The organism is Sorangium sp. So ce281 (genome assembly GCF_051527395.1).
Taxonomy (GTDB): domain Bacteria; phylum Myxococcota_A; class Polyangia; order Polyangiales; family Polyangiaceae; genus Sorangium; species Sorangium cellulosum_B.
In genome coordinates this window covers 3,402,399-3,419,951 of record NZ_CP150322.1, presented here as the reverse complement: position 1 = coordinate 3,419,951, position 17,553 = coordinate 3,402,399, and the positions used below count along the sequence as shown (strand labels likewise).

At 69.0% G+C, this 17,553-nt stretch carries 15 protein-coding genes; 8 read left to right on the top strand and 7 right to left on the bottom strand.

From position 1 onward, the window contains the following. Positions 1-272: 272 nt before the first annotated feature. Positions 273-1,097, bottom strand: coding sequence for a TetR/AcrR family transcriptional regulator (locus tag WMF27_RS13120; RefSeq protein ID WP_437768536.1), 825 nt, complete (start codon positions 1,095-1,097; stop codon positions 273-275). A gap of 287 nt (positions 1,098-1,384) precedes the next feature. On the opposite strand from WMF27_RS13120, the gene WMF27_RS13115 reads away from it, so the two are divergent. From WMF27_RS13115 to WMF27_RS13090, 6 genes are all read left to right on the top strand, one after another. Next, positions 1,385-1,633, top strand: a complete 249-nt coding sequence (locus WMF27_RS13115) for a hypothetical protein (RefSeq protein WP_437768537.1) — start codon at positions 1,385-1,387, stop codon at positions 1,631-1,633. Continuing rightward, complete coding sequence (locus WMF27_RS13110) at positions 1,630-2,229, top strand: 6-bladed beta-propeller (RefSeq protein ID WP_437768538.1); 600 nt, start codon at positions 1,630-1,632, stop codon at positions 2,227-2,229. Before WMF27_RS13115 ends, WMF27_RS13110 begins: the two co-directional genes overlap by 4 nt. 35 nt (positions 2,230-2,264) lie before the next feature. Continuing rightward, complete coding sequence (locus WMF27_RS13105) at positions 2,265-3,098, top strand: hypothetical protein (protein ID WP_437768539.1); 834 nt, start codon at positions 2,265-2,267, stop codon at positions 3,096-3,098. Positions 3,099-3,374: 276 nt separating this feature from the next. Continuing rightward, entirely contained in the window at positions 3,375-4,298 is a 924-nt protein-coding gene (locus WMF27_RS13100; protein ID WP_437769858.1) for a transposase, read from the top strand. A 535-nt stretch (positions 4,299-4,833) separates the two neighbouring features. Continuing rightward, positions 4,834-8,628, top strand: coding sequence for a transcription-repair coupling factor (gene mfd / locus WMF27_RS13095; protein ID WP_437768540.1), 3,795 nt, complete (start codon positions 4,834-4,836; stop codon positions 8,626-8,628). A 96-nt stretch (positions 8,629-8,724) separates the two neighbouring features. Beyond that, the gene (locus WMF27_RS13090; RefSeq protein WP_437768541.1) at positions 8,725-10,494 is read left to right on the top strand and encodes a metallophosphoesterase; all 1,770 of its coding nucleotides are present in this window, start codon (positions 8,725-8,727) and stop codon (positions 10,492-10,494) included. 226 nt (positions 10,495-10,720) lie between these two features. Here the strand turns inward: WMF27_RS13090 and WMF27_RS13085 are convergent, their stop codons facing one another. Further along, complete coding sequence (locus WMF27_RS13085; RefSeq protein ID WP_437768542.1) at positions 10,721-10,987, bottom strand: hypothetical protein; 267 nt, start codon at positions 10,985-10,987, stop codon at positions 10,721-10,723. 313 nt (positions 10,988-11,300) lie between these two features. Here WMF27_RS13085 and WMF27_RS13080 point away from each other — a divergent pair, with 313 nt between their 5' ends. Both WMF27_RS13080 and WMF27_RS13075 read left to right on the top strand, forming a co-directional pair. After that, positions 11,301-11,744, top strand: a complete 444-nt coding sequence (locus WMF27_RS13080; RefSeq protein ID WP_437768543.1) for a ferritin-like domain-containing protein — start codon at positions 11,301-11,303, stop codon at positions 11,742-11,744. 117 nt (positions 11,745-11,861) lie between these two features. Further along, the gene (locus tag WMF27_RS13075) at positions 11,862-12,611 is read left to right on the top strand and encodes a hypothetical protein (RefSeq protein WP_437768544.1); all 750 of its coding nucleotides are present in this window, start codon (positions 11,862-11,864) and stop codon (positions 12,609-12,611) included. Positions 12,612-12,698: 87 nt separating this feature from the next. On the opposite strand, the gene WMF27_RS13070 is transcribed toward WMF27_RS13075, so the two are convergent. The 5 genes from WMF27_RS13070 to WMF27_RS13050 form a co-directional block, all read right to left on the bottom strand. Then, complete coding sequence (locus tag WMF27_RS13070) at positions 12,699-13,454, bottom strand: hypothetical protein (protein WP_437944166.1); 756 nt, start codon at positions 13,452-13,454, stop codon at positions 12,699-12,701. Between the two features lie 145 nt (positions 13,455-13,599). Then, the gene (locus tag WMF27_RS13065; protein WP_437768546.1) at positions 13,600-13,860 is read right to left on the bottom strand and encodes a hypothetical protein; all 261 of its coding nucleotides are present in this window, start codon (positions 13,858-13,860) and stop codon (positions 13,600-13,602) included. Positions 13,861-14,015: 155 nt separating this feature from the next. Then, positions 14,016-14,495, bottom strand: coding sequence for a single-stranded DNA-binding protein (locus WMF27_RS13060; protein ID WP_437768547.1), 480 nt, complete (start codon positions 14,493-14,495; stop codon positions 14,016-14,018). A gap of 185 nt (positions 14,496-14,680) precedes the next feature. Then, on the bottom strand, positions 14,681-15,718 hold the full coding sequence (recA, locus tag WMF27_RS13055) for a recombinase RecA (RefSeq protein ID WP_437768548.1): 1,038 nt from the start codon (positions 15,716-15,718) through the stop codon (positions 14,681-14,683). A 170-nt stretch (positions 15,719-15,888) separates the two neighbouring features. Continuing rightward, the gene (locus WMF27_RS13050; protein WP_437768549.1) at positions 15,889-17,481 is read right to left on the bottom strand and encodes a YifB family Mg chelatase-like AAA ATPase; all 1,593 of its coding nucleotides are present in this window, start codon (positions 17,479-17,481) and stop codon (positions 15,889-15,891) included. Between the last annotated feature and the right edge of the window lie 72 nt (positions 17,482-17,553).

Below are 17,553 nucleotides of genomic sequence, written 5' to 3'. Positions count from 1 at the left end.
ATGCCGCGAGCTCGCAGGACGTGCCGATTTGCCCGACATGGCGAGGCCTGTCCGGCGAACGGGCGCGATATGCTGGGGTCGGTCTCGCACGACGCCAGCGGCACAACGCCAGCGCAAGCCCCGCGCAGCGCGAGGGATGCGCCCGGCGCAAAGGCGCGTCGACGCGCTTTCCCTTTCTTCCTGGCCGGCGAACCGTGTGCCAGGAAGCCGGTGCGTCGCGCGCGGAGCGTCCTGCGAGCGCCCTGGCACCGGCAGGCGCCTGGGCGGACGGCTCAGGCGCGGCGCCCGGGGCCGCCGCGGTCGCGGCCCGCGTGGGAGGCGGGCGGCTCGGGTGGACGGGCGGGGAGCACGAGGTCCGCGAGACGGCGTGCCGCGGCGAAGGCCACCTCCGCATCTCCGACGGTGCCCTCACCAGGGTTGGCGGCGGCCCCCGATCCCTCACCCAGGTTGGGATCCTCCTCCGCGGCGGACCCCTCACCCAGGTTGGGACCCTCACCCGGGTTCGGGTTGAGTAGTGGAGTACCTGGAGTACCTGGTAAACCAGACAGAGATCCACCCAAGCTGGAAGAAACCAGGATGGAAGGAATTACCCCGGACGAAACCTCACCCAGGTTGGCGCGCCCGCTCAGCGCGAGCATCGCGATGCCATGGAGGCCCGCGAAGAGCACGTAGGTATCCTCCTCCGGCCGCCTGCTGCCGTGATGGCGCAAGAGCTCGACGAATGAGCTCCAAAGAGGGCGCGCGAGCCGCAGGCGCCCCTGTTCGCGCAGGCGGGCGCGGTCGAAGCGGCGCTCGGCCATCAGCCAGTACAGATCCGGATGGCGCAGCGCAAACTCGACGTAACCGACGGCAAGCGACCGCGCATCTGCGCCAGCGCGCGCCCGCGCGTCGAGGCGCTCCGCGAGCCGCCGCCACCCGAGGCCATCGACGCGAATGAGGAATCCGTCGAGCGAGCCGAAGTGGTGATACAGCACCATCGTCGTCTGGCCCAGGAATGCGGCGATCTTGCGGGCCGTCAGTTCGTCCCGCGTCAGCCGTCCCTCGCAGAGCGCCATGAACACGCGCTCCACCGGCTCATCCGCATCCATCACACCCATGCCCACCATCCTGCCACGTCCGCACCTCGCCCGTTGACGCCACCAGGATAACATTGTTATCCTTGGTCATGGAATGGCTGTTTCGCAACGCAACGTCGGTCTCCGGGGCGCAGCGCGGGGGCCGCTGGCTGGTAGGGTTGGCGCTTGCGGGGGCATGCACGTCGCGACCGCCGACGGCGGACGACGCGCCTGCGGGGCCGTACGCGGTGGTGGACGGGTGGCCGCGTGTCCCTGACGGGATGGTGTTCGGCCCAGCGCTTGATGTGGCGGTTGACGCGCGAGGGCGCGTGCTGGTGAGCCACGCGGCGGGGCGCACGTCAGGGAACGACGCGCCGATCCCCGAACCCACGATCTTGGCGTTCGATCCAGAGACGGGCGAGCTGCTCGACGCGTGGGGAGAGGGGCTTTTCTTCTATCCACACGGGATCGAGGTGGATCGCAACGGCTTCGTCTGGGTGACGGACTCCGAGCAGAACCGGGTGTTCAAGCTGACGGCGGAGGGGGATGTGGTCATGACCCTCGGCGAGGCGCCATGAAGGGCATCGGTGTGTGGATCCTCGTACTGCTCGCGGATATCGGGTGCGTGACGAGCCCCGAGCAGCTCGACCGGCCCACCAACGTGGCCTTCGGCCTGGACGGCGATATCTACGTGGCGGACGGCTACAACCATGCGCGGATCGCGCGCTTCTCCGAGGACGGCGGGTTCGTCATGGAGTGGGGCGAGAAGGGCTTCGGGCCGGGACAGCTCGACACGCCTCACGGCATCGTCACCGACGACGAGGGGCGCGTCTACGTGGCGGACCGGGAGAACGCGCGTGTTCAGGTCTTCAGCGCGAACGGCCACTACCTGGCGCAGTGGAAGAGCGCCGCGCTGGGGCGACCGTGGGCGATCGCCTTCGGACCCGACCGGCATATCTACGTTGTAGACGGCGGCGATCAGGATCCAGAGCGGCCGCGGGGGCATGTGCTGCGGATGAGCCTCGACGGGAACATCGTGGACCGGTGGAGCACATCGGGGGACGGTCCCGGGGAGATCGACTGGGGGCACGGGATCGCCGTGGGGCACGACGGCAGCGTCTACGTGACCAGCCTGAGGGGTCGCGGCGTGCAGAAGTTCCGGAGGACGAAGTGAGGACGAGAGCGCGCGGGCTCGCGCTCACGGTCACCGTGGTTGCCACGGTCGGGGCGGCGCCGAGCTGGGCACAGACGACGGGGGACATTCCGTCGCGACCTGGCGGCCGCGGCCATGTTGCGCTGTACGGCATTTTCACAGCCTCGCCGCAGGACCGGACGGTGGCTACGATTCATGTCGCGCCGCAGGTGGCGGCGGGCGTTCGCCTGAACAGCTGGCTGCTCGCAACCGCGGACATCACCTCGGCCTGGACTACGTTTCGGATCGAGGGAGAGGCGCGGCGCTCGTCGTTTCGCTTCGGGAATCCGTTCGTGACCGTGCAGGCGGCGCTTCTCGAGGAGCGAAACCGCTCGATCTATGCCGGGGTCGGGGTTGCACCGCCGGTGACGACGTTCCCTGGCACCATCCCGAAGAATACGGAGGCCGAGTACAACTACGCGGTAGCTACGGCCGCGCGCGGGTTCGCGGATTACTGGATGTGGGCACCGAACGCGATCCCGATCGCGCTGTTGCTCCGCAGCCGGGCGGAGCTGTCCATGCCGGTGGTCGTTGGCGCTGAGCTGGATCCAGCCGTGCTCGTTTCCGTGAACTCCAACCCGTCTCGGCTGGCGGTCGTGGCCGCCGCTCACGCGGGCTTGCGGATGGGTCCGCTGACACCCGGAGTGCGAGTGCAGATGCTCGCGCAGTCGGCTCCGCTCGCAGGGCGAGATTTCTCACAGTGGGCAGCAATCTTGTATGCGAATGTCGAATTCGAGCCGGTGTTCGTACGCTCCCAGGTTGCCGTCAACCTGGATGCGCCGTCCGGGCTGGCCGGGCAGCGAGGGGCGACTACGTGGGGGGTATCGCTCGGAGGCGGGGTCCACCTGTAGAACTGTCGAGCTTTTTCTTCGGTTTTGTTGCCGGCCCACGATGCATCGCCAGCATCCCCTCCATGGCCTTCGCAGCAGCCGCCGTCTACCGAGCCACATCGCGACGTCGCGCTCGACTGACGTTGCGCTCCGCACACGCTCTGCTCTGCCCCCCGACCTGACCATTGGGTGGCGCAGGTGGCGAAGAGGATGACGGCCGCCACCTCCTCGATCACCCAAATCCTCAAAAATCGGCCGATTTCGAGTCTGGCACGGCGCTTGACATACCCGTCAGGCATGAGCCAGCCTCGTGCGATCGTCCCCGGCGCGACGTATCTTCTCACCCGCCGTGTACTGCGAAGGCATTTTCTCTTCCGCCCCGATTCCGCGATCACACGGCTCGTGATCTATACCCTGGCGGTCTCGGCCCGCCGCCATGGCATCCTCGTACACGCCCTCTGCGTGATGTCCACGCACATTCATATCGTTGTCACAGACACACACGGTGAGCTCCCACGATTTTTGCAGAGATTCCATCGGCTTGTCGCTCTCGGGACCAAGATCTTGCGCGCGTGGGAGGGGCCGGTGTGGGACGATCGAGCAACGAGCGTGGTACGGCTAGCAACACGGGACGCTCTGGTGGAGAAGATCGCTTACACGCTCGCAAATCCGGTCGCTGCTGGTCTCGTACCGCATGCACATGAGTGGCCAGGAGCCAAGGTGCTCGTCGGCGACATCGGCCGCGGCGTCCTGCGCGCCCAACGCCCTGAAATATACTTCGATCCACAGAACCCCGAATGGCCAACCGACGTCGCACTTGCGATCACGCTTCCACCGTCGATCAGCGATGCCAGTGCCGACAAATTTCGTTGCGAGATCACAGAACGGATCGATCTGCACGAGAGACAGGCTCACGCCACCCTACAGCGACAAAGGCTTGGCTTCCTCGGGGCTGCGCGCGCGAGGAACATTTCTCCTTACAAACGAGCAACGAGCATCGAGCCGCTTCGCGATCTCAATCCAACATTCGCAGTCGGCCGCCGGCAGGCAGACGCAAAGAACGCCGCCATCGCGGCCATCCAAGCCTTTCGCATCGCATACCGACATTCGATCGATCAATGGCGCGCAGGTGTACGCGGCGTAATTTTCCCTGTGGGCACGTGGTGGATGCGCGTGTTCCACGGGGTCACCGTCAACGAGGGCGAGCCTGCGACGGCATAGACGCAGGACCAGCACACGCCGACACAATTATATTAAGATCGGAAACCAGGAGGATCAGTTCGCCCGCCGCACAACACGATCGACGCCTGGACACGGCGTTGTCGCAAGCGACGGGCAGGACCAAGCATTCGATCTCCTCCAAGGCTCGATTCATGCGCAACAACGGACGGTTCGACTGACCGGCAGGCGTACTGGTTCGCCCGCTCGGGTTCGCTCGAGGCTGCCAGGCTGGGCGTGAACAGTGCTTGAGCGGTCGAAATGTCTGCGTGGAGTGGAGTCCAGAGTCGACGTTACCATCGTGACGAGAGGCGATTCGGGACCGGGACCGAGCTGGCGTGCGCGTCACGTAGCGCCCCCGCTACGACGGCCAGATCCGCTCCAAGCACGGCGGGGTTGCGTTCCCGCGCGCGGCGCGAACCACGGTCGGGTCGAGACCGCAGCACGGCGGGGTTGCGTTCCCGCGCGCGGCGCGAACCACGGTCGGGTCGAGACCGCGGGTCGAATCGCGCCGCCTATGCTAGACCGCGCTGCGCCGATGCCCCCCGAGCGCTCCCTCACTTCCACCTCGAGCTCCCCGCTCAGCGCCACGGTCGCCGAGCTCTCAGGCCACGTCGACGACAGCGCCTCGAACGATACCGCTACCAGCGGCCCGCCCGCCTCCACGCCGGCCGACTTCGAGCCGCTCCCGTCGTTCGATCTCCCGGCAGACCGCCGGGTCGTCACGCCCCGTGAGCTCGCCGCAGAGCTCGCCGTGGCGCCGCCTGGCACCCGTCATGTCACAGGCGCGGCCGGCTCGGCCGGTGCCCTCGTCATCCGTCGCCTCGTCGCGGCCTCCGCCGGGCGCCGGATCATCGCCCTCACTCCCGACGTCGACAGCGCCCGCGCTCTGGCGGCCGATACCTCGTTCCTGCTCGTCGATCGGGATGCCGATGACGCCGAGGCAGCCGGCTCGACCACGTTCGGCCGCGTCCTTCTCTACCTGCCGAACGAGGCCAGCCCCTACGCGGATGTCAACCCGGACCGCCGGGGCGCCCAGACCCGCCTCGCCACGCTCTTCCACCTCGGCATGGACCTTCCCTGGTCGGTCCTCGTCTGCCCCATCACCGCGCTCGCCCGCAAGGTCGTACCCAGGGACGAGATCACCGAACACGCCGAGCTCGTCATCGCCGAGCAGGAGATGGATCGCGACGCGCTCTCGGCCCGCCTCGGTGCATCGGGCTACGTCCGCAGCCCCCTCGTAGAAGACCCGGGGACCTTCGCCGTCCGCGGCGCCCTCCTCGATGTCTGGGCGCCCTCCGCCGAGCTGCCGGTGCGCATCGACTTTTACGGAGACATCGTCGCATCGATCAAGACCTTCAACCCCGACGACCAGCGCACGGTCGCCGACGTGAAGGAGGTCTGGATCCCGCCGGCGCGCGAGGCGATCCTCACGCCTGCCAATGTCGAGCGGGCCCGCCAGCGGGTACGCGCCGCATGTGACGTCATCGACTTCCCCTCAACCAAGGCGCGCGCCCTGGTCGACGACGTCGCGAGCGGCCGCGCCTTCTTCGGGGCCGAAGGCTACTTGCCTGCCTTCATCGACCTCGCCTCCTTCACGTCGTACCTGCCCGACGACGCGCTCCTCCTCCTTGAGGACCCATCCTCCCTCACCGCCGCCGTGCGCAACGAGCTCGGTCGCGCTGCGACCGATCGGAGCCACAAGGACCGTGAGCCGCACTTCCCGCTGGCCTCCTTCTACGAGGACGAGGCACACGTTGCCTCGTGGCTCGGCGCGCGTGCCGTGCTTGCCCTGCACCGCACCGGGGTTGAGGGTGCTGCGGAAAACCGGAACTCGCTGGAGCGTTTCGAGGTCGTCCCTGAGGACGTCCCGTCGCTCGCGACGCGCGACCAGTCGGACCTCGAGCGCGCCATCAAGACGGCTCGCGCGTCACGCGGCAAGCACGGCGCTCTCGACCCGCTCGTTCGCCGCGTGGTCGCTTGGCAAGAAGCGGGCCTACGAGTTCTTATCGCTGCACGCGCGCAGACCCAGGTTGAGCGCCTCGTCGCCCTGCTCCGCCATCGCGACGTGCGGGTGAAGGCCAACCTCGGTCCGTTCGACCCCGCCTTCTTCGATGGCAGCAGCTCCGCGTCTCCGCGCGACACGGCCCTCGTCGTTACGGGTTCTCTTGCGCGCGGCGTCATCGCTCCTGCCGAGGGGCTCGCGCTGGTCACGGAGGAGGAAATCTTCGGTGCTCGCGCTCACCGCCGCGCCGCACGCGCTGCCGCCTCCTCCACGAAGCCGTCGCAGGCCTTCCTCGAGGACCTCCGCAACCTCGGCGTCGGCGACTACGTTGTCCACGTTGATCACGGTATCGGGCGGTACCTTGGCCTCGTCCACAAGCAGGTCGGCTCAACCACGGTCGATCTCATCGCCGTCGAGTACGCCGGCGGTGACAAGCTTTACCTCCCGGTCTACCGCCTGAACCAGATCCAGAAATTTAGCGGTGGCGAAGGCGCCCCCAAGCTCGACCGGCTCGGCGGGCAGACGTTCGCCAAGACAAAGGCGCGGGTCGAGAAGAGCGTCCGCAAGATGGCCGACGAGCTCCTCCGCCTCTACGCCGAGCGCCGCGCCGCCACGGCGGAGCCCGTTCCACCGGCGGACGACGATTACCGCGCCTTCGAAGCGACCTTCCCCTTCGACGAGACGCCCGACCAGGCCCGGGCGATCACCGAGGTTGCGGCCGACCTCGAGTCCGGCCGTCCGATGGACCGCCTCGTCTGCGGCGATGTCGGGTTCGGAAAGACCGAGGTTGCCATCCGCGCCGCCTTCCGCGCCGCAAACGCCGGCAGGCAGGTCGCCGTCCTCTGCCCAACCACGGTGCTCGCGCAGCAGCACTACCTCAGCTTCCGATCCCGGATGGCTTCCTACCCCATCGAGGTCCGCGTCATGTCCCGCTTCCAGACCAAGCAGGAGCAGGACGAGGTCTCTCGCGGCCTCCGCGACGGCAGCGTCGACGTCGTGATCGGCACCCACCGCCTCCTCTCCAAGGACGTCCACTTCAAGCGGCTCGGCCTCCTCGTCGTCGACGAGGAGCAGCGCTTCGGCGTCACCCACAAGGAGCGCATCAAGGCCCTCAAGACCAACGTCGACGTCCTCACGCTCTCGGCCACCCCCATCCCCCGCACCCTCCAGATGGCCGTCTCCGGCCTCCGCGACATGTCGATCATCACGACCCCCCCGGTCGATCGCCGCGCCATCCGCACCGTGGTGACCCGCCACGACGAGGCGGTCCTCCGCGAGGCGGTCCTCCGCGAGGTCGGCCGCGGCGGCCAGGTGTTCTACGTCTACAACCGCGTCGAGGGCCTCTACGAGCGCGCCGCCCGCCTCGCCGAGCTCGTCCCGAGCGCCCGCATCTGCGTCGCCCACGGCCAGATGAGCGAGCAGCACCTCGAGCAGGCGATGCTCGACTTCGTCGAGGGGCGCTACGACGTCCTCTGCGCCACCGCCATCATCGAGAGCGGCCTCGACATCCCCCGCGCCAACACGATCCTCATCGACCGCGCCGACATGTTCGGCCTCTCGCAGCTCTACCAGCTGCGCGGCCGCGTCGGCCGCTCCAAGGAGCGCGCCTACTGCTACCTCATCGTCCCGCCCCCGAACGCCATGACCGACGAGGCCCGCGCCCGCATCGAGGCCCTCGAGCGCCACACCGAGCTCGGCTCCGGCTTCCATATCGCCTCGCTCGACCTGGAGCTTCGCGGCTCCGGCGACCTCCTCGGCGCCGAGCAGAGCGGCACCGTCGCCCAGGTTGGCTTCGAGCTCTTCTGCCAGATGCTCGACGAGGCCGTCCACGAGCTGCGCGGCGAGCCCGTGGTCCACGACGTCGACACCGAGCTCTCCTTCGACGCCGACGCGCTTCTGCCAGAAGAGTATATTTCCGATGTAGGCATACGCCTCTCCCTCTACAAGCGGCTCGCCGGTGCCGCCTCGACCGAGGACGTGCAGGACCTCGCGGTCGAGATGGAGGATCGCTTCGGCCCGCCTCCGCTCGAGGCGCGCCGGTTCGTGCACCTCATGCGGCTCAAGACCGAGCTGCGCCGGCTGAAGGCGCTCGCATGCGAGGCGAGCGCCAAGGGCGTGACGCTGCACTTGCGCGAGGACACCCCGCTCGATCATGCCAAGGTGCTCAAGCTGGTCCAACCGAAGGCCTCACCCTACCGACTGTCGCCCGACATGCGCCTCACCCGCCGAGCCAAGGAGGGCGAAGCCTTCACGAGCGGTCTGGAGGCGACCGACAAGCTCCTCAGCGAGCTCGCCGGCTGTCTCAAGGAGGGCAGTGATCTCGCCTAGCGTGAGCGCCCACAACGTCGTCGCGCCCCGCAGAAGCGCGCGGCCGAGGCGACGCGGCGCTCCGGCGGTGATAACCTCCCTTGGGCGGAGGGACGGATGATCGATCGCCCGGATCGCGAGCGGCTCGCGGCGCTCCAGCGGAGCGTCATGACATGCTGGTACAGCCCCTTCCAGCTGGCCCGCTCCGCGCTCGACATGACCGTCTCCCGCCTGATGGGCGCGCGCGGCGATTTCCGCCTCCTCGAGGCGATCGCGGGGCCGCAGCCTCCCTTCGACTATGCCGTCCGAAACGGCGTCATGCGCGACGAGCTCTGGATCGATTACGTGGCGGACACAGGCGATGGCTTCAACCCCACCTACGCGATCGCGAGCCTCCTCGCGCGGCCGGTCCTCTCGCTGGGCGGCCGGGAGACGAGGCGCGGAGAGGTGCTCGTCATGGGCGGCGACCAGGTCTACCCCTCGGCCACGCGTCAGGCGTACTGGACGCGGCTCGTCGAGCCCTACGCGGCCGCGCTCCCGAAGGCCGATGTGACGGAGGCGCCGCACCTGTTCGCCATCCCTGGCAACCACGACTGGTACGACGGGCTGATGAGCTTCATGCGCCTCTTCGGCCAGAAACGCACGCTCGGCGCCTGGAAGACGCTCCAGTCGCGGAGCTACTTCGCGCTGAAGCTGCCCCACGGCTTCTGGCTGCTCGGCGTCGACATCCAGCTCGAGTCCGACATCGACCAGCCGCAGATCGAGTATTTCTGCAAGCTGGCGACGCACGACATGCGCGACGGCGATCGCGTGATCCTCTGCACCGCCGAGCCCGACTGGGTGAAGGGCGCCATCTACAACCCAGAGCTCCAGAGCAACCTCGCCTTCTTCGAGAAGCAGCTCGCCGACGCGCGGCCCGGGGTCGAGATCGTCGCGCGCATCGCCGGAGATCTGCACCACTATCGCCGCCACGAGTCCGCGGACGGCCGGCAAAACGTCATCGCCGGCGGCGGCGGCGCGTTCCTCCACCCGACCCACGGCGAGCCGGTCACCGTGGTCCGCTCCGGCGCGGGCGCCGACCAGCGCCCTTATGTGTTGCGCGCCTCGTTTCCGTCAGAGTCGGAGTCGCGCCGGCTCGCCTGGCGCAACCTCTCGTTCGCTCGGCACAACCTCGGCTTCTGGCCTGCCGCCGCCTTCGTCTACATGCTCTCCTCCCTGACGCTGCCCCGTCCCGGGCCGGGGGCCGTGGGGTGGGTCCTCGTCGTCGTGCTCGTGTTCATCGTCTTCACGGACACCTACAAGACCTGGTATCGCCGGTTCGCGGGCTCGCTCCACGCGCTCGCGCACCTCGGGGCGGCGCTGGGGCTCGCGCACCTCGGCGGCACGCTGCTCGGCGTCGACGTCCGGGACCTCCCGTCCATGTGGAGCCTCCTCGGCGTGACGCTCTTCGTCGGCGCCGCCGGCGCCGTGGTCGGGTCGACGATCATGGGCGTCTATCTCCTGATCTCGCTCAACGTCGCGCAGCGGCACGGCAACGAAGCGTTCTCGGCGCTCCGGATCCAGGACTACAAGAACTTCTTGCGGATTCACGTCCACCGCGACGGCCTCACCCTCTATCCCGTCGGGCTGAGGAAGGTGCCACGCGCGTGGAAGGTGGCCGACGATCGCAAGCCGGGTGAGCCGCGCTTCGTCCCCGCCCGCGGCGCCCTGGCGCCGGAGCTCATCGAGGAGCCCATCACCATCCCGACCGCGCGGCAGCCACGCCGGACCGGCCAGCTCACGGTCGACGCGGCAGGCGCCGGGCACCGCGAGTGCCCCGCGGGCGAGCGGCGGAGTCGCCCCCCCGCAGCGGGCGCCGCGGCGGGAGCTGTCGCGCCCGAGCCGTAGAGGCAGACCAGAGCCCTGGCGATCGTTCCTTCTGCCTGAGGCAGCGCGCCTCAGCCGGGACATTCTGCCTTCGCGCTGGCAGGCACAACCGCATCCGGGCAATCGAATCGTGGAAGCGGTCGGCCGCAGGAGGCCCTCTTTCGTGCCGAGCTCGCCGCGCGCTCCTGCGCGCGCGAACGTGAGGTCAGCGGGCGCAGCGAGGTTCTCTGGCGCGAGCCGGCTGCGCTCAGGGCGACGCGGCGGCGTTGGGCAGCCGCGTCGGAGCGGCCTTGGGGCAGATGTCGCGCAGCTCGCCGGGAGGCGAGAGCGGATCGGGGCCTTCCCTGGGGCAGGAGCTCGGGCCATTCGCGATGGCGTCCTGACCACGGTCCTCCGGGGTCCATTCGCGGTTGATGCTGGGCGCGTTCGCGAGCCCCTCGGCGCAAGCCGCGGAGGCGGCGAGGAGCAGCGCGAGCGCGGCGCGCATCGAGGAGCGGCCAAGAGAGCGTATCATAGGCACAATCCCATCTCCCCGCGGCGCCGGCGCTGGCGGCGCCGGTCCACGGAAGCTGTAGGGTTTCCCGTCTCCCGTCTCCCGACTGACTTTCACGGTCCGTGCCAGGTCGAGGTTGCCGGACCGTTCGGGATGCCGGACCGCCCGCCACGGCCGCCATCGGCAGAGCCTCGAGCGGCGGCCGAGCCCGGCGCGGCAACGGCGACCACAAGTTCCGGTGACGACGTGCGCATGGCTTGCGCCCCCACGCAAATGCCCCAGGTGGTGGGCGGTGGGGTCCGAGCGGAGCGGGATCCCGGAAGGAGTGTCCATCATGGCGAGAGACGTCATCGAGGTGCTCAACGACCTCATCCAGCTCGATCGCGACGCGATCACCGCTTACGATCGCGCCATCGATGCGTGCGAGCACGCTCATACCAAGGAGCGGCTCGCGAGCTTCAGGGACGATCACGCGCGCCACGTGGTGGATCTGACCGCGCATGTGACGTCGCTCGGCGGCATCGCGGCACGGACCCGCGACCTCAAGGGCAAGCTCATCGAAGGGTTCACGGCGATCACGAGCCAGGGAGACCAGAGCGCGCTCCTCGCCATGCGCGGCAACGAGGAGCTCACGAACCGGCAATACCAGGCGGCGCTGGACGAGTCGCTCACGGCCGAGGCGCGCGCGATCGTCGAGCGCAACTACACTGATGAGCAGCGGCACCTCGCGTGGCTCAAGGACGCGCTGTCAAGGAAGGTCTGGGAACAAGCCGCCTAGTGGGCGGTCGGCCCGCGGCGGTGGTGAGTACGATCGGAAGCAGATTCTACGGTTGGGGGTAATATGAAATCGAATCGGTCCATCCAACTCGCGCTCGCCATGGGAGCGCTCGCGGTCGTGCCGGCGCTCGCGGCAGCACAGACGGGCGGCACGGGCTCGCCGCAGCAACGTGAACCGGGCTCGCGGGGAGCGGCGCAGGGCGGCGCGCAGCATCAGGGCGACAAGCCCAGCCCGAGCGGCGCACAGCGCACGCAGCAGCAACAGGGGCAGGGGCAGAAGAAACAGGCGATAAATCTCCAGGAGCAGATCTCGTTCCCGGTCGAGGAAGGGTGCACCTACACGGCCTCCGTCAACGGTCGGATCGATCCCGTCGCGGCGGGCAAGTCGCAGCAGCCGTCGGGCGGCCAGACCGGCAGCGGCAACCTGGGACGGGGCGGCGGCGCGGGGGCGCAGGGCCAGACCGACGGCAGCCAAGCCCAGGCCCATGCCGGCGGCGCTCAAGGCGGCCGCCAGCCCCACGAAGGCGCCCAGGCCGGCAGGGCGCAAGCGGGCGGCCAGGCCGGGCCTGGTGCTGACTATCGCGAAGGTCAGGAGAAGGTGAAGCCCAACCTCACCGTCGCCGCCAGCGTCAGCTGCCCGAACGCGGTCGATCTCAAGATCTCGGACACGCTGAAGACGGACAAGGCCGTCAGCCGCTCGGAGCTCGAGGAGATGATCTCGCGTCGAACGAGCATCGCGACCGAGAAGGGCGGCCGCTTCTGCATGTACGTGCCGCAGTTCGAGCTGACGCGCGAGAAGCTGAGCGGAAAAGGCATCGCCCAGCTCTGCCGCGTGCCCGCGGCGGCCGAGAAGGGCGGAACGCCGTAAACGCCGAGGGGGGGAGACGGCGATCCTGAGGGCGCGCGCCCTCAGGATTGCCAGGCGATCGCGCCGCTGCGCCGGAGGCGCGTCGGCTCAGGGGGTCGGCGTGGGCAGCGGGCAGGTCGTCAGCTCGCCGATGACGAAGGGCCGCGCCGGGACGGTCGTGCTCGCGATCGGGTAAAAATTGCTGCTTGAAACCGAGGTGACGCTCCAGGTGTGACCCACGAAGTTTCCGGCGAGATCGGTATAGATGCGCATGTAGCCCGTCCCCGGCCCTGCGACGAAGTCGCTGCACGTGCTCGTCCACCGGCTGTCACGCCAGGTGGTGCTGCATCCATGGACCGAACTGGTGGAGTCGGCGATCGGCAGCGCCCACTGCAGCGTGTCCGAGTAGATCGGGTTGATGGCCGTCGTGAGCTGCTGCGCCGGGCCCGTGACGATCACGGTGTGCCCGCCGTATGCGGTCTGTACGCCGCCTGCCACCGTCTTGTTGATGACGAGCACGTCACCCGCAGCGACGCCGGAGATGTTCGACCTCAGCGAGACGATGGCCCCGGGCTTGGTGAACTCGGTATAGTACTTCTCCGAGCTCGGGCTCGTCGAACCCCAGTAGTAGGACATATTGGCCGCGTCGTTCACCGCGTCCACGATCGGGTCTGGATCGGACCAGAACTCCTCTTTCTGAACGTTCGTGAAGAAGACAGCCCCGACCGCCGATGGCGTACCGGCAGCGATGAAGTCGAGCGCTCCGCTGGACAGCAGGGAGCACGCGTCGGCCGGCGCAGCGCCGAGCGCGACGACAGAAGCAGCAGCAGACACCATCAGAAAGCGAACCGCATTGCTGAGCATGAAGTACCTCGGTTGACGGTTACCACGTTGCCGTTCCGCAGGCCGAGCAGATTCGGTTGAGGAGGTCGATCGTGTACAGCAAGAGAATCGCACCTGGTCGCGTCGAGCCTAGCATCCAGTGTTTACTTCCAAAGCACGGCATTCGTCAACACACTTCGAGCACGTTATCCATCGATTCAATCACTTTTCTGTGTTCATGTAGGACACGAGGGTTCTTCAGACGGCACTGCCGGATACTGTCCACCGCGTGATGGTCACCTGAAGTCATCGAATCAGTCATCTCGCGCATCTCGCGCATCTCGCGCATCTCGCGCATCTCGCGGCTGACGCTGCGCGCCAGCGTCCGCGAAGGGCTACCTCGTAACACATCGCCCTGGAAACTGGCCTGAGTGGAATCCAGCAACACGCCAAGCTCTGAGCGCCGGGGGGGCTCGATGGGGCCGCGACGGCGACCGCAGGAGGGGAATGTCGCGGACAGGGTGAGATGACGCATGCCGGGGACGCCGCGAGGCGGCTCGATACAAGCCGCCTCGCCCCGCGCGCTCGTCCGGACGGACCGCCTCAGTACGGCATCTCATCCAGCGCGGGCACCTCCGGGGGCCGCCCCCGCGCGCCGTTCTTCCCGAGCCGCGCCGTGGTCGGCACGCTCGCCCCGGGCAGCGTCGGCTCGCCGTCGTCGTCCGGACCCGGCGCGGACTCCGTCGACGCGGCCCGCCGCCCCGCGAAGCGCAGATCCCGCGCGATCACCTCGGTGCGGTAGCGCTTGATCCCGTCCTTCTCGTAGCTCGACGTGCGCAGCCCGCCCTCGATGAGCACGCCGTCCCCCTTCGTCAGCACCTTGGCCAGCGCCTCGGCGCGCGGCCCCCAGAACACGATGCTGTGCCACTCGGTGCGCTCCTTGGGCTCCTTGTTCCTGTCCACGAACGACTCGTTCGTCGCCATGCGCAGGTGAAGCACCGGGGTGCCATTGCCCGTGTAGCGCAGCTCCGGATCCGCGCCGAGATTGCCCATGAGGATCACCTTGTTCAGTCCTTCGTTCATGACATGCTCCAGTTCGCTTCTGTGTTGTCGTCTGCTGTCGTTCTCTTGTCCGTGTCGTCTCTGCCGTCGCTCACCATCCGCCGGCGCCCACCGCCCTGCGCCTCTCGCGAGGCGCGGCGTCGTCGCGCAGCGAGAGCGGCCGCGCCGGCGGCGGCGAGCCGCCGGGCGCGCCGGCCGCCCCGAGATCAGGAATCCATCGCCGCGCCGCCGTTGCTACCGTTGGCGCGCGCCGGCGCCGCCGCGTCGACGGCGGCGCGGAGCGACGAGGCGAGCGTCGGCTTGCCGAGCAGCGCCTCGCGGGCGCGCTCCCTCCCCTGCCCGATGTGCTCGCCCGCGAACGACAGGTGCGCGCCGCTCTTCTCCACGACCCCGAGCTGGCAGGCGAAGTCGATGAGATCCGCCGCGCCGTCGATGCCCGCTCCCCATCGGATGTCGAACTCGGCTTCTCTGAACGGAGGAGCCATCTTGTTCTTGACCACCTTGACGCGCGTCCTGCTTCCAATGGCCTCGTCGCTCACCTTCACCGGCCCTATCCGGCGCACGTCGAGCCGCACGCTCGCGTAGAACTTGAGCGCATTGCCGCCGGTCGTCACCTCGGGATTGCCGAAGACGACGCCGATCTTCTGCCGGAGCTGGTTGATGAAGATGAGCGTGGTGTCGGTGCGGTGGCATATGCCCGTGAGCTTCCGCAGCGCCTGGCTCATCAGCCGCGCCTGGAGGCCCATGTGCGAATCGCCCATGTCCCCCTCGATCTCGGCCTTGGGCGTGAGAGCAGCCACCGAGTCGACGACGATCACGTCAACGGCGCTCGAGCGCGCGAGCATCTCGACGATCTCGAGCGCCTGCTCACCGTTGTCCGGCTGCGAGACGAGCAGCCTGTCGATGTCGACGCCGAGCGAGCGCGCGTACGTGACGTCGAACGCGTGCTCGGCGTCGATGAACGCGGCGACGCCGCCCGCGCGCTGCGCCTCCCGCATCGCGTGCAACGTGAGCGTGGTCTTCCCCGACGACTCCGGGCCATAGATCTCCACGATGCGCCCGCGCGGGTATCCCCCGATCCCCAGCGCCGCGTCGAGCGACAGGGATCCGGTCCGGATCAGGCCGATGTCCCGGGTCTCGTTCTCGTCGTTCAATGACATGATCGCCCCCTTCCCGAACTGCTTCTCGATGGTGCCGACGACGGTCTTCACGGTGCGGAGCTTCTCAGCGATTTCGGTCATCATCTCGGTCTCTCCTCTTCGACGTGCGTTCGTTGCTTGTTGCGGTTCAAATGCTGCGTGTTGAACGTGCGCGCCCCCGAGCGCGCGGACAGACGATCCAGCGCGGCCGTCGGGGCGGCCGCGATCGCGCCCGCATCGCTGCGGGCGCGGTGGTCCTTGGCCCTGCGGCGAGCTCAGGCGCCCGCGGCGGTGCTGGCGGGCGCCGGCCCGCAGGCGGCCTCGCGGTCGAACAGCCGCGCGCCGATCGCCTCTGCCACGTGCGCTGCCCGCACGGCAGAGCTCCTGTCCATGTCGGCGAGCGTGCGGGCGACCCGCAGCACCTTGGTGTACGCCCGCGCCGAGAGGCCGAGCCGCTCCACGGCCGACGCGAGCACGCGCGCGCCGGTCGCGTCCGGCATGGCGACGCGCGCGAGATCGCGCGGGCCGAGCTCGGCGTTGTGCGTCGCCCCGACCTCCCCCGCCTCGAAGCGCGCGCGCTGCGCGGCCCGGGCCTCGACCACGCGCGCCCGCACCGCCGCGGAGCTCTCGGGCGCGTCGAGCGACGACCGGCCGTCGGCGAGCGGCGCGCACAGGTGAGCGACATCGACGGGCGGCAAGGAGATGTGAAGATCGATGCGATCGAGCAGCGGCCCGCTCAGCCGCGCGCGGTAGGCGCGGACGCGATCGAGGGAGCAGGCGCAGCGATTGCCGCGGTCGCCATGGAAGCCGCACGGACAGGGGTTGATGGCGGCCACCAGGATCGGACGCGCCGGGAACACGACGCGGGCGCGGGCGCGGCAAAGGGCGACCGTGCCCTCTTCGAGCGGCTCGCGGAGCGCCTCGAGGACGCCGCGGCGGAACTCGAGCAGCTCGTCGAGGAACAGGCACCCATGGTGGGCCAGGGAGACCTCGCCGGGGCGGATGGGATCCCCGCCGCCGACGAGGCCCGCGGCGCTCACGGTATGATGCGGGGCGCGGAACGGGCGAATCGCGACGAGGCCCCTGTCCGGGGAGAGCAGCCCGGCGACGGAGTGGATCGCGGTGATATCGAGCGCCTCGTCGTAGGACGTCGGCGGCAAGACCGTCGGCAGGCGCCGAGCAAGCATGGTCTTTCCGCTGCCTGGCGGGCCGACCATGATCAGGTTGTGTCCCCCGGAAGCGGCAATCTCGAGGGCGCGGCGCGCCCCGTGCTGGCCGCGGACCTCAGCGAGATCCGCCGCTGAAGCGCTCTGCTCTGCGTCGTTCGCGGCCATGGTCCCCGCGCCCGGAAGGGGCTTGTTGCCGCGGAGGTGCGCGACGACCTGGCCGAGGTGCTCCGCGATGAGGACGTCGATACCAGCCACGCTCGCCGCTTCGCGCGCGTTGCCCTGGGGCACGATCGCGCGCGTGACCCCCTGCGCCGCCGCGCCGCGCAGCGCCGGCAGGACGCCGCGCACGGGGCGCACCGCGCCGCTCAACGACAGCTCGCCGAGCAGGCCAATCCGGTCGAGCCCCCCGGCGGGCACCTTGCCGAGCGCCGCGAGCGCGGCGATCGCGATGGCGAGGTCGTACGCGCCGCCGCTCTTCTTGAGGTCTGCCGGGGCGAGGTTCACGGTGATCACATATTCGTCAAGCTCGATGCCCAGTTGCTGGAGCGCGGCGCGGACGCGCACGCGGCTCTCGCGGACGCTCGCCTCGGCGAGGCCCACCATCTGGAAGAACGACGGACCGCGGCCCGAGTCGACCTCCACCCGGATGGGGTGCGCGTCGAGCCCGAGCAGAGAGAACGTGAGCGCCGTGGCCTGCATGCCGGAGCCCTTTCGCGAAAGGCGTGCCAGGCGGAGAGGGCGGCGAACTCAGGGAATTTCGCGGCGGGAGGG